The organism is Bacillus sp. NEAU-242-2, from assembly GCF_027853835.1.
GTDB classification, from domain to species: domain Bacteria; phylum Bacillota; class Bacilli; order Bacillales; family Bacillaceae; genus Bacillus; species Bacillus velezensis.
Genome location: NZ_JAPNNY010000003.1, coordinates 11922 through 35155, shown reverse-complemented (window position 1 = coordinate 35155; position 23234 = coordinate 11922). Strand labels below are relative to the sequence as shown.

Below are 23234 nucleotides of genomic sequence, written 5' to 3'. Positions count from 1 at the left end.
TACTTTCATTGTGAATCCTCGGGAACAAGCATAGTGAGATGATGTTTTTTCACTTCGATCGTACAAGGCGTTGTTCCGTATACCTCGCCATCTGTATCCGCGTCCATTTCACGTCCGGTTTCGATTTCAATCCTGGAGGCCTGAATATAGGACAGCTCCCCTTTGAAATCATCAAATGAACCCTGCTCCATCGTCATCAGCTCCCGCAACGCGGCAAGGCTTGTGTTGCGGCAGATTAACACATCGGCTAAGCCGTCCCGGAGGCTGGCATCAGGCAGGGGAACTCGGTTTGTCCCGATATAATGCCCGTTCATGACAAGCACCATTACGGCTTCGTCTTCTTTCACCTCGCCGTCAATCGTCAATTTGACAGGGAACGGGTTCGCGCTTGTCATCGTTCGCAAGGCGCTCGTGAAGTAGCTGATTTTACCGAGCCATGCTTTTTCAGTTTCATTGATATGGCTTGATGCTTCGGTGATCAATCCGATGCCCCAAAAGTTCAGAAAATAGCCGTCATCCGTTTTACAGACGTCAATCATTCGTTTATGTCCGGGCGCGAGCGCTTCAGCGGCCTTTTGAAGGTTTTGCGGGATGCCGAGCGCCCTTGAGAAATCGTTGCACGTTCCTCCCGGCAAAATGCCGACAGCGGGCCTGTGATCAAGCTTACTGATGCTGTTGATGCATTGATGCACAGTGCCGTCTCCGCCTAAAATATATAAATAGTCAACTGAACTGTCGAGATTTTCACAATACTGACGGGCATCATCCTGATGTTTGGTCGGTTTAATCAAAAGTTCGTCAGCTGACTGGGCCAAAATGGGGACGACCGTGCCGAGCGTTTTATCAATCTGTTTTTGACCGGCGTTTCCGTTATAAATTAATACTGCTTTCCGTTGGCTCATACGACTGCTCCTTTATTTCAGACAATCTCTTTAACAAGTTTCCCGTTTTTAAAAGGTCATAAACTTACATCGGGTACATAAAAGGGACAAAAACAATTGGATATGAGCGGTGTCATTTGCCGATAGGGAGGTTCCTTGCTATCATAAGAAGAGATGATCAAAAAGGAGAGGTCCCAGTTGAATATGGATTTTAATTTATTTATGAATGATGTCGTGCGTCAAGCCCGCCAGGAAATCACGGCCGCCGGGTATACAGAGCTGAAAACCGCTGAGGAAGTGGACGAAGCGCTTTCGAAAAAAGGAACCACACTCGTTATGGTCAACTCTGTGTGCGGATGCGCAGGCGGTATTGCACGGCCTGCCGCATACCATTCCGTACATTACGATAAACGCCCGGATCAGCTTGTGACGGTATTTGCCGGACAGGATAAAGAAGCGACAGCCAAAGCGAGAGAATACTTTGAAGGCTATCCGCCGTCCTCTCCGTCATTTGCCATTTTAAAAGACGGGAAAATCATGAAAATGGTGGAACGCCATGAAATTGAAGGCCATGAGCCGATGGCCGTCGTCACAAAACTGCAGGAAGCATTTGAAGAATATTGTGAAGAAGTATAAGTGAAAGAAAAACCCCGGAGCCGAGCGCTTTCGGGGTTTTTTTATATGGAATCTGTATAAATATAAATATTTATACATCGGCGTTCAGCTGTCACTAATCGGAAAAACAATGACTATAATAAACACAGAAAGGAAAATATATTTTTCAAAAATAGTATTGCATCACAATTAAAAAGTGTTTAAAATACAAGTTAACGAATAAATATTCAAATTTAAGAGATCAGTAGATATGGGGGAAATGAATCATGAAGAAATGGCTGTTGGTATTAGCTGCCGCATGTATCACCATTGCGCTGTCCGCCTGCGGATCAGGCAATTCAGGCTCAGAGGGCGGAAAGAACAAGCTGATTATGGGTACATCGGCTGACTATAAACCATTTGAATATAAAGACGGCGATCAGATCACCGGGTTTGACGTTGATCTGGCAAAAGCTCTGGGCAAAAAGACCGGCTATGACGTTGAGGTGCAGGACATGGACTTCAACAGCCTGATTACAGCCTTGAAGTCCAAGCAGATAGATATGATTTTATCTGGAATGACACCTACGCCGGAACGGAAAAAGCAAGTTGATTTTTCTGATATTTATTATACTGCTAACAATATGATTGTTACGAAAAAGGGAAGCAGCATTAAATCCCTGAATGATCTGAAAGGCAAAACCGTCGGTGTTCAGCTCGGCTCCATTCAAGAGGAAAAAGGCAAGAAGCTCGCTTCGAAATACGGTTTTCAGCTCGAAGACCGCAACCGGATCTCAGACTTAACGGAAGAGATTAAATCCGGGCGTTTTGATGCCGCCATTATCGAAGACATCGTAGCACAAGGCTATTTCAGTTCAAATAACGATCTGCAGGGCTTTGCGTCAGCGGATGCGAAATCAGACGAATCGGGCTCCGCGATTGCGTTCCGCAAAGACAGTGATCTGACAGCGAAGTTTAACAAAGCGCTGAAAGAAATGGAGAAAAACGGAGAAATCGAAAAACTGAAGAAAAAATGGTTCACCAACGAGAAATAAAAGAAAGCTCAACTTTTCGTTGAGCTTTTTATCTTGAATAAAGACAAAGGAGATCACACGTATGAATTTGGATTTCTCAGCGACAATCCCCCAAATTCCTTTTATATTGGAAGGCCTTGCGGTCACATTAAAAATTGTGCTCGTTTCAGCGGTCATCGGTCTTGTATTAGGAATCGTGCTCAGCTTATTTAAAATCAGCACGATCAGTCCGCTGAAATGGATTGCGGATTTTTATACTTCGATATTCCGCGGCACGCCGCTCGTGCTGCAGCTGATGATCATCTATTTCGGAATGCCGCAGCTTCTCGGCTTTCAGATCGATCAATTTTGGGCGGCGGTCACCGCATTATCGCTCAATTCAGCCGCTTACGTCTCTGAAATTATCAGAGCGGGAATCAACGCAATTGACAAAGGACAAAAAGAGGCTGCCGTCGCTCTCGGCGTGCCGTACGGAAAAATGATGAAAGATCTGCTGCTGCCGCAGGCGTTTAAAAACATTTCTCCGGCTATTATTAACGAATTAATCACCTTGACGAAAGAATCGGCGATCGTCACGGTAATCGGTCTCGGAGACATTATGAGACGGGCCTACCAGTCCGGCGCCGCAACATACAACTATTTAGAACCTCTTATTGTGGCGGGCTTAATCTATTACGTGCTCGTTTTGATCTTAGCATTCATCGGAAAAGGCGTAGAAAGGAAGCTGAAAGCCAATGATTAAGGTCGATAACCTGTCAAAATCATTCGGGAAACATGAAGTACTGAAAAACATTTCAACACAGATCGAAGAAGGGGAAGTCGTCGCTGTCATCGGCCCTTCCGGTTCCGGCAAATCAACGTTTCTGCGCTGCTTAAATCTGCTGGAAACCCCGAGCGGCGGAACGATTGCCATTAAAGAAAACGAAATCACCGCAGCTAAAACGAATAAACTGAAAGTGCGGGAAAATATCGGCATGGTATTTCAGCATTTTCATTTGTTTCCTCATAAAACGGTGCTTGAAAATATCACATACGCGCCGGTCAGCGTGAAGAAAGAGTCTAAAAAGGAGGCGGAGGAAAAGGCATGCGCTCTCCTTGAAAAAGTCGGACTGCTTGACAAACGGAACGACTATCCGAACCGTTTGTCAGGCGGACAGAAGCAGCGGGTCGCCATCGCGCGGGCGCTTGCCATGAATCCTGACATCATGCTGTTTGATGAACCGACCTCGGCTCTTGACCCGGAAATGGTCAAAGAAGTTCTTGAGGTGATGAAAGAGCTCGCGCAGACGGGCATGACAATGGTGATCGTAACGCACGAAATGGGATTTGCCAAAGAAGTCGCAGACCGCGTATTATTTATGGATGAAGGGACGATCGTGGAAGACGGTCAGCCGGAAGAATTTTTTCTTTCTCCGAAGTCAAAAAGAGCACAGGACTTTTTAGAAAAAATATTATAAAATATAACTGTAAGAAAAGAAGAAGAATGCTCTTCTTCTTTTTTTTGAGAAAGAAACAAACAGAATGGAGCAAGCAATGTTTAAAATCGGTTACCGGACACTAAAGACCGCACTTGGAACGGCGCTGGCCATTTATTTAGCCCAGCTGTTGCATCTGCAAAACTTCGCATCCGCAGGAATCATCACCATATTGTGCATCCAGATTACGCAAAAGCGGTCGCTTCAGGCCTCGTGGGCCCGATTTGCCGCCTGTTTATTGGCGATCGTCTTCTCATATGTCTTTTTCGGACTGATCGGCTATTATCCGTTTGCGATCGGAATATTGCTGGTGCTGTTCATTCCGACTACAGTCGTTTTAAAAATAAATGAAGGGATCGTCACCAGTTCAGTAATCATTCTTCATTTATATATGTCCGGCGGCATTACGATGGCGTTTATCTGGAATGAGTTCCAGCTGATCACCGTAGGTATCGGCGTCGCGCTGTTAATGAATCTGTATATGCCGAGCCTCGACAGAAAACTCGCGGCGTACAGGAAAAAAATCGAGGACAACTTTTCCGTCATCTTCGCCGAAATCGAACGGTATTTGTTAACTGGTGAGCAAGATTGGACGGGGAAGGAAATACCGGAGACGCATCAGATGATTCAAGAGGCGAAAAACCTCGCCTATCGGGACGTGCAGAATCATATTTTGCGCCATGAAAATCTCTACTATCATTATTTTAAGATGAGACAGAAACAATTTGAAATCATTGAACGGCTGCTGCCGAAGATTACCTCTATTTCAATAACGGTGGAGCAGGGAAAAATAATCGCCCATTTCATCCATGAATTAAGGGAAGCCATTCATCCCGGCAATACCGCTCATAAATTTTTAAAAAGACTTGCAGAAATGAGAACGGAATTTGAAGAAATGCCGCTCCCGGCAACGCGCGAGGAGTTTGAAGCGCGGGCGGCTTTGTTCCACCTCCTCGGTGAGATGGAACAATATCTCGTGATTAAAAGTTATTTCAAAGGCATCAAGCTGTAAAAAACATATGGATCAATCGCATGAGTCCTCCTTTCATTGGTCATTCTAATGAAAAAAGGAGGGGAGCCCATGCGATTTTTTTTATTGTCAGCCGCCCTGCTGCTGTCTCCGCTTTGGCCGCTTGGCGCGAACCCTTTGCCGGGTGACCCTTATATTATCGTCAATAAAGCCACAAACGCGCTTGCTGTTGTGAAGGATAACCGAATAGAAGGCATTTATCAGGTAGCGACGGGAAAAACGGATGATTTGACGCCTGAAGGAGAATTTACGGTAACGGTCAAAGCCGTCAATCCGTATTACCGGAAGAAAAATGTAGAGGGAGGCGCGCCGGAAAACCCGCTCGGCGTCCGCTGGATCGGTTTTGATGCGAAAGGCACCGACGGCAGAATATACGGCATTCACGGAACAAACAGAGAAGAGCTGATCGGGGGGTTTGTATCAAACGGCTGCATCCGTATGAAAAACCGGGATGTCATCCGTATTTTCCGGATTATCCCTCCCGGAACGAAAGTATTGATTACAAAAGAAAACCGCTCATTCGAGGACATTGCAATAGAGCGGAAAGCCCTCATAAAAAAGCAGGAAACCCCCTTGCAATGAGGCGCCTGCTTTTTTACCGCAAATACATCATAATGCCTGAGAGGAGGGTTGAAAGTATAAATACGCCCAAAATGACGATGACGGCGCTTTTCATAAATTTTTGAGACATTGTTTCACTCCTTAAGATTACTGTCTACCATTTTAACGTGTTTTGCTTGTATGAACAAGCCATATCCTATGGCGGAAAGCAGGTGGCCGCGCTATGAAAAAACTTGATCATGTCGGCATTGCCGTCAGCTCTATTGAAGCCGCGAGAGGATTTTACGAACGGATGCTCGGGCTTACGTATATGGGAGACGAGCTGGTAAACGGCCAAAATGTGAGAGTTGCTTTTTTAGAAGCGGGAGGCACAAAGCTTGAGCTGATTGAGCCGCTGTCGGACGCGTCTCCCGTCAGCTCTTTTTTACAGAAAAGAGGCGAAGGGCTGCATCATTTGGCATTCCGCTGCGCCGATATGAAGGAAACGATCAAGGAGCTTGAATCATGCCGCATGACCTTGATTCATCATGAACCGCAAAACGGAGCGGGCGGGAAGAAGATCGCATTTCTCTCTCCAAAAGAGGCGAACGGGGTCCTGATTGAGCTTTGTGAAACAATTGAAAAAGGAGAAACTCAAGATGAGCATGAGTGATCATATCAGACACTTAAACGAAAGACGTTCCTTTTTAACAAACGGCGGCGGAGCGGAAAAAAATGAAAAACAGCACAAAAAAGGCAAGCTGACGGCAAGAGAAAGAATTGACTATCTATTGGACGAAGACAGTTTTTCAGAGCTGCAGCCGTTTGCCAAAAGCCGCACGCCCGGGTGCCAGAATGCTCCGGGAGACGGCGTTGTTACCGGATACGGCACAATTGACGGACGGCCCGTGTATTTGTTTGCCCATGACTTTACCGTACTCGGCGGGACGCTCGGCGAGACACATGCGGAAAAAATCGCGGCGGTAATGGATCTGGCGGCGAAAAACAAAACCCCGATCATCGGGCTGAACGACTCAGGTGGTGCGAGAATTCAAGAGGGTGTGGTATCATTAAATGGATACGGTCATATCTTTAGGCGCAACGTCCTTTACTCGGGAGTGATTCCGCAAATTTCTGTCATCCTTGGGCCCTGTGCCGGCGGTGCTGTTTATTCACCCGCTTTGACGGATTTTGTGATTATGGCGGAACATACGTCGCACATGTTTATTACAGGCCCGAAAGTCATTGAACAGGTGACGGGTGAACAGATTGACGCGGAAAGTTTAGGCGGTGCGGGAATACATAATGTGATAAGCGGAAATGCCCACTATTCCGCACGAACGGAAAAAGAGGCACTTTCCGCTGTGAAAACCCTGCTTTCTTATCTCCCGCACGGCGGACAGACGGCATTACCCGTTAAAAAGGAAGACGCCAGACCGTTATTAAACACCCTCGTTCCCGCGGACAGTTCGAAACCTTACGATGTGTTACAGGTAATAAAAGAGCTGGCGGATGACGGAACGTTTTTTGACATTCAGCCGTATTTTGCCAAAAACATTGCTGTCGGTTTTCTGAAACTCGGACGGCGTACAGTCGGTGTTGTCGCAAACCAGCCGAAACACTTGGCGGGGAGCCTCACGATTGATGCCGCTGACAAAGCGTCGAGATTCATCCGTTTTTGCGACGCGTTTCATATTCCGCTATTGACGATCGCTGATGTTCCGGGATTTCTTCCGGGCCTTCAGCAGGAACATGCGGGAATCATCCGTCACGGAGCAAAATTGCTGTATGCTTTTGCCGAAGCGGCGGTGCCGAAAGTGACGCTCATCATCAGAAAAGCTTACGGAGGCGCCTATGTTGCCATGAATTCGAAAGGGCTCGGGGCAGATCTTGTATTCGCCTGGCCCAATGCGGAAATCGCCGTGATGGGAGCGGAAGGCGCGGCGTCGATTTTATACAGCAAAGACATACAGGCTTCTGGCGACCCGGAGAAGACGAAGCGCGAAAAAAAAGCCATATACGAAAAGGAAAACGCCGGTCCGTATAAAGCGGCGGCCTGCGGAATGGTGGATGATATCATCCGGCCGGAAGACTCGAGGAAAAAATTGATTCAGGCATTTGACATGCTTGCGCATAAGGAAGAGGAAAGACCGAAAAAAAAGCACGGTAATATACCGCTTTAAACGGAGGGAACTGAAAATGGTAAACGAAAAACGTCTGCTTGAAGAATTTCTTGAACTCGTTCAAATTGATTCAGAGACAAAACATGAAGCGGAAATCAGCAAGGTGCTCAAACAAAAATTCACTGATTTAGGATTGAGCGTAAAAGAAGATGATACAAAAGAAGTGACCGGGCATGGAGCCGGCAACTTAATCTGTACGTTAAAGGGCACAAAAGATGCGGATACGATTTATTTCACTTCGCACATGGACACGGTTGTTCCGGGCAAAGGCGTTAAGCCGATTGTGGAAGACGGCTATGTAAAATCCGACGGCACGACGATTCTCGGCGCTGATGATAAGACGGGTCTTGCCGCAATGTTTGAAGCCATTAAAGTGCTGAAAGAACAAAACATCGAGCACGGCACCATTGAATTCATTATCACGGCCGGAGAAGAATCGGGATTAGTCGGGGCAAAAGCAATGGATCGTTCAGACATTACCGCGAAATACGGTTTTGCGCTTGATTCAGACGGAAAAGTCGGCAACATTATTGTAGCCGCGCCGACACAAGCGAAAGTGAGAGCAACCATTTTCGGGAAAACGGCTCATGCGGGAGTGGAACCGGAAAAAGGCATCTCCGCGATTACCATCGCATCAAAAGCAATCTCTAAAATGCCGCTCGGCCGTATTGATAAAGAAACAACGGCTAATATCGGACGTTTCGAAGGCGGCACGCAAACCAATATCGTCTGCGACCAGGTTGATATTCTGGCTGAAGCGCGTTCATTAGTGCCTGAAAAAATGGAGGCGCAAGTGCAGAAAATGAAAGAAGCTTTCGAATCTGCTGCAGCTGAGATGGGAGGCCGCGCGGAAGTGGACATCGCGGTCATGTATCCGGGTTTCAAATATCAGGACGGCGATCAGGTTGTGGAAGTCGCGAAAAAAGCGGCGGCAAAAATCGGCCGTCCGAGCGAACTTCAGACAAGCGGCGGCGGAAGTGACGCAAACGTCATTGCCGGCCACGGCATTCCGACAGTCAACCTGTCAGTAGGCTATGAACAAATCCATACGAAAAATGAAAAAATGCCGATTGAAGAGCTCGTCAAAACGGCGGAAATGGTCGTTGCCATTATCGAAACAGCGGCCAACTAAAAACGAAGCACCCAGTTGATTGGGTGCTTTTTTCATTCTTCATGATAAGATAATTGGCTTAAAGCTTTGCAGATACAAGAAAAAAACCCTGCCGGATAGGTTCCGGCAGGGTTTCAGTATTATGATTTGGCGGGCTCCGCCTGAGCCGCAGCCTGTTTCTTTTTATGATGCGTCTGCTGTAAAAGTACGTTCTGCACTGTCAAAAACAGTCCGCTTGTAAACCAGTAAAGCGGCAGCGCAGCCGGTACGTTAAGCGAAAAAACGGTCATCATGACAGGGAAAATAAAGACCATGATTTTTGCTGACTGCATCGCGGCCGGATTTTGAGCAGCCGGTGAATATTTCTGGTTTAATTTTTGGGAAATATAAGCCTGTAAGAAATACATGGCCCCCGCGCACAGTGATACAAGAATATCAGAATGCCCTAAGCTGAACCACAGAAATGAGTGTGAAGCAATTTCCGGCGTTGAGCGGATGGCGTAATAAAAACCGATCAAAATCGGGAATTGCACCAGCATCGGAAGACATCCCATTGCCATCGGATTCAGATTGTGCTCACGGTAAAGCTTCATCATTTCCATTTGCAGTTCTTTTTGTTTTTCCGCATCTTTCGTTTGTTTTATTTTAGCCTGGATGCTGTCGACCTGCGGTTTGATCACAGCCATTTTTTCCTGGAACACCCGCTGTTTCTTAAATTGGTTCACAAACAAAGGCAATACAACGATCCGGACGATAATCGTCACCAGAATAATCGACAGTCCGTACTCACCGTGGAACAGGCCCGCCACCCCTTTTAAAAGTGCCGAAAACGGCTCGATCAGGTAATCGTGGAAAAAACCGATATTCCCGAGGCCTCCCGTCTGAGTCTGAGATGTCGCCGCAAAAGCCGAGCGGCCTGTGCACAGTACGATAAAAAACAATCCGAATGCAATCCATTTTTGATATGTTTTAGACAATTATGTCTCCTCCTTTTTATCTTCACTTGCCGTTATAAAAGGAGGAAGCTGACATCTTCATCATCATTCGCCGGTGAATTCATGCGGATGACTTTACGTATCCAAGTTGTAATGCGATGATATATAATAATAAGAAAGTCTGTTCGGTTCAGCTGAACGACTGCTTGATGTTCATCTATTCGTTTCGTTCTCCAATGCTCGCCTGCGCGGCGCTCACGCAAAAGAAAAGCGATGCCGATCGCGGTCAGAGCGGGAAGAATAATTGTGAAAAAATCGACTAAAAATAAAAAGTCATTCATTGACTCAAGAATCATTTTATCACATCCATTCAGCTCTTATTTTACTACATATATATAAGGTTGTCTATATAAGGAAAGGAGGCGCCGGGAGTGGCCGGAAAAGGGAGAATTATATTTCATATCGATATGAACAGTTTTTATGCCTCTGTAGAAATGGCGTATGATCCGTCTTTAAGAGGAAAACCTATCGCCGTTGCCGGAAACGTGAAGGAACGGAAAGGAATCATCGTCACCTGCAGCTACGAAGCGAGAGCGCGGGGCGTAAAGACCACCATGCCGGTGTGGCGGGCAAAACGCCTCTGTCCGGAACTCATCGTCGTGCCTCCGAATTTTGACCGCTACCGGAGTTCGTCAAAAGAAATGTTCAGCATTCTGTGGGAGTATACGGATTTAGTCGAGCCTGTTTCTATTGATGAAGGATACATGGATATTACGGACACACCGCACAGACACAGGGCGTATGAGACAGCCGCAGACATTCAGGCGAGACTGCAAAAAGAGCTTTTGCTTCCGTCAAGCATCGGCATCGCCCCGAATAAATTTCTCGCTAAAATGGCGTCTGACATGAAAAAACCGCTCGGCATCACCATTTTAAGAAAAAGAGAGCTGCCGGACGTCTTATGGCCTCTTCCGATAGAAGAGATGCACGGTATAGGAACGAAAACTGCGGAAAAAATAAAAACGCTGGGCATCAAAACGATCGGTGATTTGGCAAAAGGAGATGAACATGCGCTGAAAACGCTTCTCGGCATAAACGGCCCGAGGCTGAAGGATAAAGCGAACGGCATCCATCCTGCAGAAGTCAATCCCGAGCGGATTTATGAATTTAAAAGCGTCGGCAACTCATCCACCCTGTCGCATGATTCGGCTGACTGGGATGAATTAACGGGCGTGTTTGACCGGCTTGCGCTGTCTGTGAGCGAACGGCTCCAGCGTAAGGAGGTCATGGCCTGCCGGCTGTTCATCATGATTCGGTATGCGGATTGGAAAACGGTCACAAGAAGCATGACCCTCAGCAATCCGGCTGATCAGAAAAAAGACATCATGGAAGCGGCGATGGAACTGTTTGACAAGCACTGGAACCAAAATCCGGTAAGGCTTCTCGGCATCACCGGGACGGAACTGGTTGAAAAACAGCAGGCGTATAAACAGCTTGATCTGTTTTCATTCAAGGAGGACGCAAAGGATGAGCCGATTTTTCAGATGATGAACGAGCTGAATGAAAAGTACGGCCAAAACCTGATCAGAAAAGGCGCCGTTATAAAAAAAGAAGAAAGCAAAACAAGGGGAACGAGCTTTAACAGAGACTTTTTTCAGGATGAAAAGAAAAGGTGAATAACTTGAAAAAAGGGGTTATGTATGATAATTTCTTTAGTATAAATATCATTTTATTTTAATTTAAATTTTAAAATGGTTAAACGTTTGAAGAAGGGACGTTAGAATATGTCAAAACAACAAATCGGAGTTATCGGTCTTGCGGTAATGGGTAAAAATCTGGCTCTTAACATCGAAAGCCGGGGATTTTCTGTGTCTGTATACAACAGATCAAGCAGCAAAACGGAAGAGTTTTTAGAAGAGGCAAAAGGCAAAAATGTTGTCGGTACATACAGCATTGAGGAGTTTGTCCAGTCTCTTGAAACACCCCGTAAAATTTTATTAATGGTTAAAGCGGGAACTGCAACGGATGCGACGATTCAATCTCTTCTTCCTCATCTGGAAAAAGACGATATTTTGATTGACGGCGGAAATACATACTATAAAGATACACAGCGCCGGAACAAAGAGCTTGCCGAAAGCGGCATTCACTTTATCGGAACGGGTGTATCAGGCGGTGAAGAGGGAGCGCTGAAAGGGCCTTCTATTATGCCGGGCGGCCAAAAGGAAGCGCACGAACTCGTAAAACCGATTTTAGAAGCCATTTCTGCTAAAGTGGACGGAGAAGCTTGTACGACATACATCGGCCCGGACGGAGCGGGGCACTATGTAAAAATGGTGCACAACGGTATCGAATACGGTGACATGCAGCTGATCTCTGAGTCATATTTCATTCTGAAACAGGTGCTCGGATTGTCTGCCGAAGAGCTTCACGAAGTATTCGCTGAGTGGAACAAAGGAGAGCTTGACAGCTATCTGATCGAAATCACGGCTGATATTTTCACTAAAAAAGATGAAGAAACGGGCAAACCGCTTGTTGACGTCATCCTTGATAAAGCTGGCCAAAAAGGAACGGGTAAATGGACAAGCCAAAGCGCTCTTGACTTAGGCGTGCCGCTTCCGATTATCACTGAATCTGTTTTTGCGCGTTTCATTTCCGCAATGAAAGAAGAGCGTGTGAAAGCAAGCGGCCTTCTGTCCGGACCAGACGTTAAGCCGGTCACTGAAAATAAAGAAGAGCTGATTGAAGCGGTCAGAAAAGCGCTCTTCATGAGTAAAATCTGTTCTTACGCACAAGGCTTCGCCCAAATGAAAGCCGCGTCTGAAGAATATAACTGGGATCTGAAATACGGTGAAATCGCGATGATCTTCCGCGGCGGCTGTATCATCCGCGCGGCGTTCCTGCAAAAGATCAAAGACGCATATGACCGTGAACCGGAGCTTGATAACCTGCTGTTAGACAGCTACTTCAAAAACATTGCAGAAAGCTACCAAGGCGCCCTTCGCCAAGTGATTTCACTTGCCGTAGCCCAAGGCGTGCCGGTACCTTCGTTCTCAAGCGCACTTGCGTATTACGACAGCTACCGTACGGCAGTGCTTCCTGCAAACTTGATTCAAGCGCAGCGTGATTACTTCGGCGCGCATACGTATGAACGCACAGATAAAGAAGGCATTTTCCATACTGAATGGATGAAGTAATGAAGAAGCCCCCGCATTGATTGCGGGGGCTTTTCCTGATATTAAAAACCGCGGGCCGTCATGAACGGCGCCGCGGTTTTTTAATTTTTTCTTATATATTCCACCAGTGGAGGCCGTCTTTTTCAAGAAGATCGTCCGAAGCTTTCGGTCCCATTGACCCGGCTTCATAATTCGGAGAAAGGGTTTTGTCGGCTGCCCACGTTTCGGAAATCGCATCGACGAAATTCCAGGAAAGCGCCACTTCGTCCCAATGGGCAAAGTTTGTCGCATCACCGAGCAGACAGTCATGGATTAATTTTTCATAGGCTTCCGGTGTGTTCATTTCATCACTGCAGTTGCTGCAGTAATCCAGCTTAATCGGCTGAGCATGAGCGGCTCCGCCTAATTTTTTAGCGTTCAGATATAGTGTGATGCCTTCATCCGGCTGAATATGGATGACAAGCAGGTTCGGATTTACATTCGTTTCATTGCCGTAATAAAGGTTCATCGGAATGTCTTTAAATTGAACGACGATTTTCGTTGATTTTTCTTTCATCCGTTTCCCTGTGCGGATATAAAACGGAACGCCGGCCCAGCGGAAGTTATCGATTAACAGCTTTCCGGACACGAATGTTTCCGTATTGGAATCCGGTGCTACATTTTGTTCATCTGTATAGCTCGGTACAGCGTTTCCGTCAATCTTTCCCGCTTGGTATTGTCCGCGGACGAAGAAGTCACTCACTTCGTTTGGAGCGACAGGGCGGAGAGCTCTCAGCACCTTCACTTTTTCGCTGCGGATTTCTTCCGTGTTCAGTTTAATCGGCGGTTCCATTGCCAAGAGAGCGACCATTTGTAAAATATGGTTTTGAACCATATCACGGAGTGCGCCTGATTTTTCATAATATCTCGCACGGTCTTCAACGCCGAGATCTTCACTTGACGTAATCTGGATGTTTGAGATGTAGCGGTTATTCCACAGCGGCTCAAACAGCGCATTCGCAAACCGGATGACTTCGATATTTTGAACCATTTGTTTGCCTAAGTAATGGTCGATCCGGTAAATTTGATCTTCCGTGAAAGCTTCGCGTATTTCTTTGTTAAGCTCTTTCGCACTCGGCAGATCATGGCCGAACGGTTTTTCAATGACGAGACGGGACCAGCCATTTGTCGCTGTGACACCTTCGTTTTTAAGTGATTTTGCGATCGTGCCGAAAAACTCAGGAGCCATCGCCAAGTAAAACATTCTGTTGTTCGGGATTTCATATGTATGTTCAAGCTGATCAAGCAGGACATTCAGCTCCTGATAGGAACCCGGATTCGTTACATCAAACGGATGGTAATAAAAATGAGATGTGAAATCGTCTATGTCTTTTTGCCCGGCAGAAGAAACAGACGTTTTAACCGTTTCCCGGAGGTCCTCGTTTGACCAAGGTCTTCTTCCAACACCTACAACTGCAAACTCTTCACCAATTTGACCATTTTTATATAAACGGTGAATGGATGGGTAAAGTTTTCGTTTTGCCAAATCCCCTGTGGCACCAAATATTACAATTACTGCTTTTGGTTTGTCGTTTGTTTTCACTTAGAGTACCTCACTTTATCTGAAGCATGGTTTAAAACCCCGCATATTTCCTTCATTTTAAATCTAAAATTCGTTGAAAGCAAACATTTCAGCCTGTTTTTTGCGGTTTGCGGAAAAAAATTAATCAGGCCGGAGAAGGCCCGGGTGAATTCACATTTTCAGTCTGATCCTGTATCCTTAGTAGTACAAAGATCTAGGAGGAAGCATTGTGGAATTATTATTTTTAGGGACGGGGGCCGGCATGCCGGCAAAGACGAGAAACGTAACGTCCGTCGCGCTGAAGCTTCTTGAAGAAAGGCGTTCCGTATGGCTGTTTGATTGCGGAGAAGCCACTCAGCATCAGATATTACATACAACAATCAAACCGAGGAAAATTGAAAAGATTTTCATCACCCACCTTCACGGCGACCATGTTTACGGTCTTCCGGGTCTGTTGGGGAGCCGTTCATTTCAGGGCGGTGAAGAAGAGCTGACGATTTACGGGCCAAAAGGCATTAAAGCCTTTATCGAAACAAGCCTGAACGTGACGGCGACTCATCTGACGTATCCTCTTACCGTACATGAAATCGAAGAGGGGACGGTTTTTGAAGATGAGCAATTCATTGTTACCGCAGCATCCGTCATTCACGGTGTGGAAGCGTTCGGCTACCGGGTTCAGGAAAAGGATATTCCCGGCGCATTGCAGGCCGGCAGATTGAAAGAAATGAATATCCCGCCCGGACCCGTCTATCAGAAACTTAAAAAAGGCGAAACGGTCACACTTGACGATGGCAGAATCATTAACGGGCGGGATTTTCTGGAATCCCCGAAAAAAGGGAGAATCGTCGCTTTTTCCGGGGATACGAGGGCATCAGAGCGGGTAACGGAGCTTGCGCGCAATGCGGATGTGCTTGTTCATGAAGCGACGTTTGCCAAGGAAGATGCAAAGCTCGCACATAATTATTATCACGCGACGACAGAACAGGCTGCGCAAACGGCAAAAAAAGCAGGCGCCAAACAGCTGATCTTAACTCATATCAGCGCAAGGTATCAGGGTGAATCGCCGATAGAGCGTCTCGAACATGAGGCGAAAGCGGTATTTGAGAACAGTAAGATCGCATTTGACTTCATGGAGGTCACTGTGGAGCGGTCTTAAAAAATAGACGCTTGACATTTTTTTCTGATGAGATATAATAAAACGTAATAATTACGATTTATATAAGGGGTGAAAATGATGCGTGTGAATGTTACATTGGCCTGTACAGAGACAGGGGACAGAAATTATATCACGACGAAGAACAAACGGACGAATCCGGACCGGTTAGAAATGAAAAAGTATTCACCCCGGTTGAAAAAGTATACTTTGCATCGTGAGACAAAATAGATCACGATAACAAAAGCCATTGTGCCGTTGCACAATGGCTTTTGTTTTATCAGTTTACCGCCTGATAGGCAGGAGCATTCATTTGCTGGCGCACCGCGCACCAAACATCATAAATGGCAAGGTGGACGATGTGCGGTTCATCGTGGTGAATGGCATGAGAACTGTTTTTGGCCTGAATCCATCCGCTTTGATAAGAGACATCAAGCATGCTTCTGTGCAGTTTCACCCATTGTTCATGAGTGTGCTTTAAGCGCTCATCCCGCTCTCCCGATGATAAAATCAACAGCGGCATATCGCCGAAGTGAATCTGCTGATGCTGGATCTGCCTAAGGCTCGTTAAAAATTCCGCGTGTGATCCTTCCAATTTGAACTGTTTCAAATAGGCGGCCTTCATTTCTTCAGGAAGAAGCGGAAGCACTTTCGTCTCCTGATCCTCAGAAACCGGATCAAGCAGCACCATCCCGAGAATATCCCGGCGGTTCCGGCTCGCCCAAAGTCTGCTGATAATCGTGCCGTATGAATGCGAGACGACAAGGTAAGGAGGCTTGACGCCGGCCTTCAGAAGAAGAGCGTTTAATTCCTGTACCATATGGTCCGCCGTTCTCTTGTTTCGGCTTCGTCCGCTTTTGCCGATTCCGGCTCTGTCATATGTGAAAACCCCAAATTCTTCATCTATGTCAGCGAGTAATGATGTCCATGTTTCAGAAGAAGTGCCGTAGCCGGCTTCAAAGACGATCGTCACTTCGCCGGCGCCTTTACGGTGTTTCGTATAAAACGGACACCCGTCAATCAGATATGTCCTTTCCATCCATGCTGCTTTCATTGGAGTCATCTCCTCTAATTGGTTCTATAGGGAAGACGGAGAAGCTTCGGCAATCGTTTCTCGAAAAATAAAAAAAGAGACAGCCGGATCGAAAAACTCCGGCTGTCACTTCATCACCATGCTCTGTCGTATTGGACCGGTGACGGTATTTCAGTATTCAGCTGCTTCGCTGCACTCCTTGCAAAGTGCGGATCGCGCAGAAGTTCTCTCGCGACAAAAATAAGGTCAGCGCGGTTGTTTTGCAGAATTTCTTCCGCCATTGTTCCCGTCGTTATCAAACCGACGGCGCCTGTTGCAATTTCGGCCTGTTCACGGATTTTCTCCGCGAAGCTCACTTGGTAGCCGGGGAAGACGTTAATATCAGCTTGAACGAGTGCGCCTGAGCTGCAATCAATGAGGTCGACTCCCTGTTCTTTCATCCACTTCGCAAAACCGATATGATCCGCAATGTCCAGCCCTTTGTCTGTATAATCCGATGCAGAAATACGGACAAATAACGGGCCGTCCCAGACTTCCTTGACGGCTTCAATGGTCTCGCCTAAGAAGCGGTAGCGATTTTCATGTGAGCCTCCGTATTCGTCTGTACGGTGATTGGACAGAGGGGACAAAAATTCGTGCATTAAGTAGCCGTGTGCGGCATGAAGTTCAATAATGTCAAAGCCGGCTTCTTTCGCGCGCGCCGCTGCCTGTTTGAATTCCTGAATGGTTTCTTTAATTTGTTCTGTCGTCATTTCAGCCGGTGTTTTGGACTGCTCATCGAACGGAATGGCTGACGGAGCGTAAATGTCTCCCTCAAGCTCAGCTTTACGTCCGGCGTGCGCCAGCTGAATGCCGATTTTAGATCCTTGCGCTTTCACTTGTTCCGTCAGTTTGGCAAAACCTTCGATATGATCATCGCTCCAAATGCCCAAATCCTGATCGGAAATGCGCCCCTGAGGATTAACGGCTGTCGCTTCCACGATAATCAGGCCGACCTGTCCGATTGCACGCGATATGTAGTGCGCCATATGAAAAGGCTGCAGTTTTCCGTCCTTCTCATGTGAGGAATACATGCACATCGGTGCCATAACAATACGGTTTTTGATCGTTACATCTTTAACGGTCCATGGTGTGAATAATTTTCTCGCCATTTATTTCGCCTCCCGGAATGTTTTTAGACATTGATTATAACAACTCATGATCATTCAGTCATATAAACTGCTCACAACTGAACAGATCGTTCTTATTGTTCTGGACGGGCATTTTTTTATACACAGCGTGGCCGTATCTTCATAACAGGCATTTACAGCCGATCATATAGCAAATATAGATGAGAAACGCACCGATGACTGCGTGGCCTCCTTTGAACCAGTTTGTCAGGATGAAAATACTGCTGATGAAGATCACTGCGCCGAAGGCACCGAATATTCCGTTTTTTTGAGCTGCTCTGAAATCGTCGGGGCTCATATTTTTCAGCTGCAAGTGAATATTCAGTAACGTCATGATCGGCAGCAATGTGATAACGCCTGATAAAAATAAGTATTTCGACTTGCTTAAATACGCGGCGGCCACCATAACGGTGCCGCCGATAAAAAATTGAATGAGAAAACTCATGCTGAAACGCTCACCTTCTGTTTGTTATTAAGTATAATGATGGAGACATTGCCATTTTATTTTTGATTGATGTATAAGTAAACTAAATATAACTAATGCATTGGATAATAAGTAATGATATCTGGGAGATGAAGCCGGTTGGATTTAAAGAAGCATTTAGCCTTTATTAAAACGGTAGAAAGCGGCAGCCTGACCCAGGCCGCTGCCATATTGAATTACACACAGCCGAACATCAGCCAAATGATCAGTAAATTAGAGGAAGAGTACGGTTTTCCGCTTTTGATCAGACAGCGGCATGGAGTGAGGCCCACCGCAAATGGCTTGAAAGTGTTACATATTATGAAGGAAATTCAAAAAAACTATGAAAAACTGTCTCAAACCGTTGATAATATTAATGGGTTAGAAAGAGGGGAAGTCCGGCTCGGCACTGTTACGAGCGTGGCGGTAAAATGGCTGCCGAAAATCTTGAGGGAATTTAATGAGCTGTATCCTTCTATTAAGGTGCATTTGTTTGAAGGAAATTCTACTGAGCTGGAACAATGGCTGAAAGATGACCGGATTGATGCGGCGATCGGGACATCCCACAGCGAGAAGTGGCATTTTTACCCGTTGGCCGAGGACCCGATTGTAGCGGTGATGAGCCCGCAGCATGAATTGGCGCAATGTGAAACGGTTCCGTTACATGTCATGGAATCCGTCAAATGTATCGTGCCTTATCCGGAGACACATTTTGATGTGCTGAAAGTGCTGAAGGAAGAAAAGATCACACCGCGGGTCGCTTATCAAATCAGAGGGGATGAAGCGATAATTGCAATGGTGCGGAACAATCTGGGGATCAGCATCCTGCCGCAGCTTTTGGTGAATGATTGTGATGTGCTCATCAAACGGTTCGACCGGTATGTCTCCAGGCAGCTCGGCATTTTGACAGCTCATGCAAAGGAGACGCAGACACCTTCTGTCCAGAAACTGATTCAATGCATACAAGAATGGGTTGCGGTCCATCAGGCTTCTGTCTGAAGAAGCCTGATATGCGTTTAAGCCGGTTCAGGATAATAGACCAGCATAAAATATGTCACCGGTTCATCCGAGGAATGAAAATAATTGTGCGGCACCGCCCGAAGTCAGCACATGGTTTTCGTCATGAAGCTCAACCGTCAATTCACCGCTCTTGATTAAAATGGATTCCCCTAAATGTGATTTTGTCTCATAGGCGCAGCCCGGCTTCAGGTCAACTATGCCTTGAAAACAAAAATTTGACCGTGACGGTGGTGAGCGGGGTTATTTTGATGTCGGGCTTTCGTCTGTTTATATAAAAAGGGCATCAACGGCACATGCTGTTGATGCTTTTTTTGAAATGCTAGGGTTTGGAGAGCACTTCAATTCCGACGTTGACCATTTTGTCCAGTCCCATAAAAGACAGGCAGATTTTGGCGCGTCTTTTTCTTTTATCGATCTTTTTAATAATGCCTTCCATTCCTTTAAGAGGCCCTGAGGCAACGGTTACTTTTGAATTTTCAATATAGACTTTTGAATAATCTACAGTGTCTCCTTCTCCGATCAGCCTGATAATAGGGAGGATTTCTTCATCCTTAATTGTCGTGAAATAGGTTTTACGCTCTTTGGAATAATATGCGCCGTTATTCACGATTCTGCATGAAATGGGGAGTTCTTTGATTTTATGAAATGTCCGCTCTGTCATCTTTGTTTTAAACAGAACATATCCCGGAAACATCTTTTTGAGTGCCTCGTATTTGATTCCGGCTTTTCGTTCTGTGACTTTTTTCTTGGGTATGATTGAGTAGAGAGCCTGCTCATCAAACTGCAGACGCAGAAATTTTTGAACTGCTTCTTCTTTTCCCGACTCTACAAAAAGTGCGTACCATTTCATGACTGGATCCTCCTTAGAATAATAAGAAATTATTATACAAAGAAAGTATTTAATGGATAGTATTTAAAGTGATTAAAAAATTTTCTAATTCGTCTTTTTTTTACATAATATATGAAAATGAAAAATAAGTATAGACCCAATTGACAGAGAGGTGATGAATTTTCTTTGACATGAAAAGGGTTCAGGGAATTATCTGACATTTATCCCGAAACAATTATGCCGACTGTCCACCGAACATAAAACTGTGGAATAAATGTCAGAAAATAACGAAATAAAGCCTTGACATTATTATCTATAAATTGATATTATTCTCTTTAAATAGCAACTATTTGTTAAATTTATTAAATTAAAGTAAAGCACCTATTAAATTTCAATCGCTGTTTCGGCACGTTGAAGAGGAAATAGGGATTATAAAAATGATTGCAGTGTATATATCTACATATACATGATAAGGGAGAAGTGTGCCGTCATGGCTGTTTTCGGGCATATTGGCACTGCAGCTTGTCATGCGAAACATTCTGTAAACAAGCAAGATGTCTTTATATAAATTATGTTAGAAAAGGAAAACACAATGCGTTTGCGATTTTTAAACCTGTGCTGAATCGCAAACGCGTTTGTGTTTTTATTTTTATGGCGGTGTTTACACCAGTCAATATATGAAATGAGCGAGACGTTTTTGCATTGAGAACCACATGTGATATTCAAATTGACGATGCGGAAAGGATGAGGATAAGATGCTTACGTTTGTGTTCCCGGGGCAGGGTTCTCAATTTAAAGGAATGGGAGCCGGGCTGTTTGATGAATTTCAAGATCTGACACGTCAGGCTGATGACATATTAGGCTACTCTATAGAAGAATTGTGTCTGGAGGATCCGAGTCATCAGCTGGGGAAAACGCAATTTACCCAGCCGGCGTTATATACGGTAAGTGCACTCAGTTATTTAAAGAAGATTAAAGAGTCCGGCAGAGAGCCCGATTACGCCGCAGGGCACAGTTTAGGAGAATATAATGCGTTATTTGCGGCCGGCTGCTTTGATTTTAAGACCGGTTTGCAGCTTGTGAAAAAAAGAGGGGAGCTCATGAGCAAGGCAGCTCCCGGAGGCATGGCGGCGGTTTTGGGGTTTACGGCTGAACAAGTAAAAGAGGTTCTATCCGATTATCATCTGACCGGCATTGATATCGCTAACCACAATTCACCTTCTCAAATTGTGATCGCCGGAACGAAACAAGACATTGAAAAAGCGGGCCCCGTCTTTGAAAAAGCCGGCGTGAGAATGTATCTTCCTTTAAATGTGAGCGGCGCCTTCCATTCCCGCTATATGAAAGATGCTGAAAAAGAGTTCGCGGATTATTTAGAAGAAACGGCGTTTTTGCCTCTTCGTTTTCCGGTGATCTCAAATCTTCATGCCGCACCTTATAAGAATGATGAAATCAAAACAAATCTGACTTTGCAAATGACCAATCAGGTAAAGTGGACGGACACGATACGCCGTCTGATGGGGCTTGAAAATAATGAAATTGCAGAAGTCGGGCCCGGGGAAGTGCTGACAAAACTGACGCGGCAGATTAAAAAAGATGCCGTCCCATTACCAATGCCGAAAGAAGAGTCTGATACTGCTGATGTTAAAGCATCGGCAGCTGATTCACAAAAAACGGCGGGAATGAGATTAGGGAACGAAGATTTTAAAAAAGATTATAACATCCAATATGCTTACATGACGGGCTCCATGTACAGGGGAATTGCTTCGGAACAGATGGTCATTAAAGCGGCAAAAGCGGGAATGCTAGGCTTTTTCGGAACGGGCGGATTGAGTATCGAACGGATCGGACAGGCCATCGGAACCATCCGGTCTGCACTGCGGCAAGGGGAAACATTCGGAATGAATCTTCTTCATCATATGATGTCACCTGACAAGGAAGTCAGAATGATAGATTTATATTTGAAAAACGGCATTCATCTTATTGAAGCATCGGCATTTATGGGCATAACCCCGGCTCTCGTGATATACAGGGCAAAAGGATTAAGCAGGAATCATGACGGGTCGGTGTCAGTTCAAAACAGAATCATCGCGAAAGTATCCCGGCCTGAAGTCGCTGAGGCCTTTCTGAATCCGGCTCCGGCTCATGTGCTGGAAAGACTTGTGTCTGACAATCGGCTGACAGCCGGGGAAGCGGCGCTTGCAAAAGAAATTCCGATGGCTGATGACATTTGCGTTGAAGCGGATTCAGGAGGGCATACCGACCAAGGGATTCCGTATACATTAATGCCTGCCATGATCAGACTCAGAGACCGCATGATGGAGAAGCACGGGTATGCGAAAAAAGTAAGAATCGGGGCAGCGGGCGGCATCGGCACTCCGGAAGCGGCTGCTGCCGCGTTTCTGCTCGGCGCCGAATTTATCGGAACCGGTTCTATTAATCAATGCACGGTCGAAGCCGGGACAAGTGATTCAGTGAAAGATCTGCTTCAGGAAGCGAACGTGCAGGATACGTCATACGCTCCCGCGGGAGACATGTTTGAAGCGGGGGCAAGGGTGCAGGTGCTGAAAAAAGGCCTGTTTTTTCCGGCAAGAGCCAATAAACTCTTTGACTTGTACAGACAATACAATTCTTTAGATGAAATAGATGAAAAAACGAAAACATTAATTGAAGATAAGTATTTCCAGCGCAGTTTTGAGGAAGTGTATGAGCAGTTGAAACGTGATAAATCTCCTGAACAGATCGCCAAAGCCGAACAGAATCCGAAACACAAAATGGCGATGGTATTTAAATGGTATTTTTCCCATACGACGAGGCTCGCTCTGGAAGGAAAAAGCGAAAGTAAAATAGATTACCAAATTCATTGCGGCCCTGCACTCGGCGCGTTTAATCAATGGGTGAAAGGAACCCCGCTTGAAAATTGGAGAAACAGGCATGTCGACTTGATCGGCAAACAGCTCATGGAAGAAACAGCCGGCCTTCTGGCGCAAAGGCTGGTATCGATTACAGGCTGAGTATGACCAGACATTACATTTTTTCTGCGGAGGACT

General features: G+C 45.8%; 24 protein-coding genes. 15 read left to right on the top strand and 9 right to left on the bottom strand.

The window, feature by feature from the left end; genetic code table 11:
- Positions 1 to 5: 5 nt before the first annotated feature.
- On the bottom strand, positions 6 to 902 hold the full coding sequence (locus tag OWN49_RS10205) for a YegS/Rv2252/BmrU family lipid kinase (RefSeq protein WP_176283420.1): 897 nt from the start codon (positions 900 to 902) through the stop codon (positions 6 to 8).
- A gap of 177 nt (positions 903 to 1079) precedes the next feature.
- Between OWN49_RS10205 and brxB the strand changes: the two genes are divergently transcribed.
- The 6 genes from brxB (at position 1080) to OWN49_RS10175 (ending at position 5596) form a co-directional block, all read left to right on the top strand.
- Positions 1080 to 1517 (top strand): bacilliredoxin BrxB, encoded by a 438-nt coding sequence (gene brxB, locus OWN49_RS10200; RefSeq protein ID WP_003153223.1) that lies wholly within the window; start codon positions 1080 to 1082, stop codon positions 1515 to 1517.
- A 245-nt stretch (positions 1518 to 1762) separates the two neighbouring features.
- A complete protein-coding gene (locus OWN49_RS10195; RefSeq protein WP_070082086.1) occupies positions 1763 to 2530 on the top strand; it encodes a transporter substrate-binding domain-containing protein in 768 nt (255 codons plus the stop codon).
- A gap of 61 nt (positions 2531 to 2591) precedes the next feature.
- On the top strand, positions 2592 to 3251 hold the full coding sequence (locus OWN49_RS10190; protein WP_003153227.1) for an amino acid ABC transporter permease: 660 nt from the start codon (positions 2592 to 2594) through the stop codon (positions 3249 to 3251).
- The gene (locus OWN49_RS10185; RefSeq protein WP_003153229.1) at positions 3244 to 3966 is read left to right on the top strand and encodes an amino acid ABC transporter ATP-binding protein; all 723 of its coding nucleotides are present in this window, start codon (positions 3244 to 3246) and stop codon (positions 3964 to 3966) included. Before OWN49_RS10190 ends, OWN49_RS10185 begins: the two co-directional genes overlap by 8 nt.
- Before the next feature lie 76 nt (positions 3967 to 4042).
- Complete coding sequence (locus OWN49_RS10180; protein WP_003153231.1) at positions 4043 to 4996, top strand: aromatic acid exporter family protein; 954 nt, start codon at positions 4043 to 4045, stop codon at positions 4994 to 4996.
- 69 nt (positions 4997 to 5065) lie between these two features.
- Complete coding sequence (locus tag OWN49_RS10175) at positions 5066 to 5596, top strand: L,D-transpeptidase (protein WP_003153233.1); 531 nt, start codon at positions 5066 to 5068, stop codon at positions 5594 to 5596.
- Positions 5597 to 5609: 13 nt separating this feature from the next.
- Here the strand turns inward: OWN49_RS10175 and prli42 are convergent, their stop codons facing one another.
- Positions 5610 to 5705 (bottom strand): stressosome-associated protein Prli42, encoded by a 96-nt coding sequence (gene prli42, locus OWN49_RS10170; protein WP_007408390.1) that lies wholly within the window; start codon positions 5703 to 5705, stop codon positions 5610 to 5612.
- A gap of 93 nt (positions 5706 to 5798) precedes the next feature.
- Between prli42 and mce the strand changes: the two genes are divergently transcribed.
- The 3 genes from mce to OWN49_RS10155 are packed head-to-tail and all read left to right on the top strand — an operon-like array spanning position 5799 to position 8869.
- Positions 5799 to 6227, top strand: a complete 429-nt coding sequence (gene mce, locus OWN49_RS10165) for a methylmalonyl-CoA epimerase (RefSeq protein WP_069473494.1) — start codon at positions 5799 to 5801, stop codon at positions 6225 to 6227.
- Complete coding sequence (locus OWN49_RS10160; RefSeq protein WP_370649019.1) at positions 6214 to 7737, top strand: acyl-CoA carboxylase subunit beta; 1524 nt, start codon at positions 6214 to 6216, stop codon at positions 7735 to 7737. Before mce ends, OWN49_RS10160 begins: the two co-directional genes overlap by 14 nt.
- A gap of 16 nt (positions 7738 to 7753) precedes the next feature.
- Entirely contained in the window at positions 7754 to 8869 is a 1116-nt protein-coding gene (locus tag OWN49_RS10155) for a tripeptidase T (RefSeq protein ID WP_003153237.1), read from the top strand.
- Positions 8870 to 8988: 119 nt separating this feature from the next.
- Here OWN49_RS10155 and OWN49_RS10150 read toward each other — a convergent pair whose 3' ends face one another.
- Positions 8989 to 9825 carry a membrane protein insertase YidC gene (locus OWN49_RS10150; protein ID WP_076851362.1) on the bottom strand — a complete coding sequence of 279 codons (837 nt, stop codon included), beginning with the start codon at positions 9823 to 9825 and terminating at the stop codon, positions 8989 to 8991.
- Positions 9826 to 9857: 32 nt separating this feature from the next.
- Positions 9858 to 10139: a hypothetical protein gene (locus OWN49_RS10145; protein WP_003153239.1), complete on the bottom strand. Its 282-nt coding sequence runs from the start codon at positions 10137 to 10139 to the stop codon at positions 9858 to 9860.
- Positions 10140 to 10214: 75 nt separating this feature from the next.
- Here OWN49_RS10145 and OWN49_RS10140 point away from each other — a divergent pair, with 75 nt between their 5' ends.
- Both OWN49_RS10140 and gndA read left to right on the top strand, forming a co-directional pair.
- On the top strand, positions 10215 to 11459 hold the full coding sequence (locus OWN49_RS10140; RefSeq protein WP_176283419.1) for a DNA polymerase IV: 1245 nt from the start codon (positions 10215 to 10217) through the stop codon (positions 11457 to 11459).
- 108 nt (positions 11460 to 11567) lie between these two features.
- Positions 11568 to 12977 carry an NADP-dependent phosphogluconate dehydrogenase gene (gndA, locus tag OWN49_RS10135; protein ID WP_003153241.1) on the top strand — a complete coding sequence of 470 codons (1410 nt, stop codon included), beginning with the start codon at positions 11568 to 11570 and terminating at the stop codon, positions 12975 to 12977.
- 91 nt (positions 12978 to 13068) lie between these two features.
- Here gndA and zwf read toward each other — a convergent pair whose 3' ends face one another.
- Positions 13069 to 14538 carry a glucose-6-phosphate dehydrogenase gene (zwf, locus tag OWN49_RS10130; RefSeq protein WP_053573216.1) on the bottom strand — a complete coding sequence of 490 codons (1470 nt, stop codon included), beginning with the start codon at positions 14536 to 14538 and terminating at the stop codon, positions 13069 to 13071.
- 208 nt (positions 14539 to 14746) lie between these two features.
- On the opposite strand from zwf, the gene rnz reads away from it, so the two are divergent.
- Together rnz and rpmG are read left to right on the top strand one after the other, a co-directional pair.
- On the top strand, positions 14747 to 15673 hold the full coding sequence (rnz, locus tag OWN49_RS10125) for a ribonuclease Z (RefSeq protein WP_032866386.1): 927 nt from the start codon (positions 14747 to 14749) through the stop codon (positions 15671 to 15673).
- Between the two features lie 78 nt (positions 15674 to 15751).
- Positions 15752 to 15901, top strand: coding sequence for a 50S ribosomal protein L33 (gene rpmG / locus OWN49_RS10120; RefSeq protein WP_003153246.1), 150 nt, complete (start codon positions 15752 to 15754; stop codon positions 15899 to 15901).
- Between the two features lie 49 nt (positions 15902 to 15950).
- On the opposite strand, the gene OWN49_RS10115 is transcribed toward rpmG, so the two are convergent.
- From OWN49_RS10115 to OWN49_RS10105, 3 genes are all read right to left on the bottom strand, one after another.
- On the bottom strand, positions 15951 to 16724 hold the full coding sequence (locus OWN49_RS10115; protein ID WP_176283418.1) for an alpha/beta fold hydrolase: 774 nt from the start codon (positions 16722 to 16724) through the stop codon (positions 15951 to 15953).
- A gap of 113 nt (positions 16725 to 16837) precedes the next feature.
- Positions 16838 to 17854: an NADPH dehydrogenase NamA gene (gene namA / locus OWN49_RS10110; RefSeq protein WP_003153250.1), complete on the bottom strand. Its 1017-nt coding sequence runs from the start codon at positions 17852 to 17854 to the stop codon at positions 16838 to 16840.
- A 139-nt stretch (positions 17855 to 17993) separates the two neighbouring features.
- Positions 17994 to 18317 (bottom strand): GlpM family protein, encoded by a 324-nt coding sequence (locus tag OWN49_RS10105; protein WP_015240166.1) that lies wholly within the window; start codon positions 18315 to 18317, stop codon positions 17994 to 17996.
- A gap of 138 nt (positions 18318 to 18455) precedes the next feature.
- Between OWN49_RS10105 and OWN49_RS10100 the strand changes: the two genes are divergently transcribed.
- Positions 18456 to 19334 carry a LysR family transcriptional regulator gene (locus OWN49_RS10100; protein ID WP_070082078.1) on the top strand — a complete coding sequence of 293 codons (879 nt, stop codon included), beginning with the start codon at positions 18456 to 18458 and terminating at the stop codon, positions 19332 to 19334.
- A 340-nt stretch (positions 19335 to 19674) separates the two neighbouring features.
- On the opposite strand, the gene loaP is transcribed toward OWN49_RS10100, so the two are convergent.
- The gene (gene loaP, locus OWN49_RS10095) at positions 19675 to 20205 is read right to left on the bottom strand and encodes an antiterminator LoaP (RefSeq protein WP_003153257.1); all 531 of its coding nucleotides are present in this window, start codon (positions 20203 to 20205) and stop codon (positions 19675 to 19677) included.
- A gap of 734 nt (positions 20206 to 20939) precedes the next feature.
- Here loaP and fabD point away from each other — a divergent pair.
- Positions 20940 to 23198: an ACP S-malonyltransferase gene (gene fabD / locus OWN49_RS10090; protein ID WP_176283417.1), complete on the top strand. Its 2259-nt coding sequence runs from the start codon at positions 20940 to 20942 to the stop codon at positions 23196 to 23198.
- The last annotated feature ends 36 nt before the right edge of the window (positions 23199 to 23234 follow it).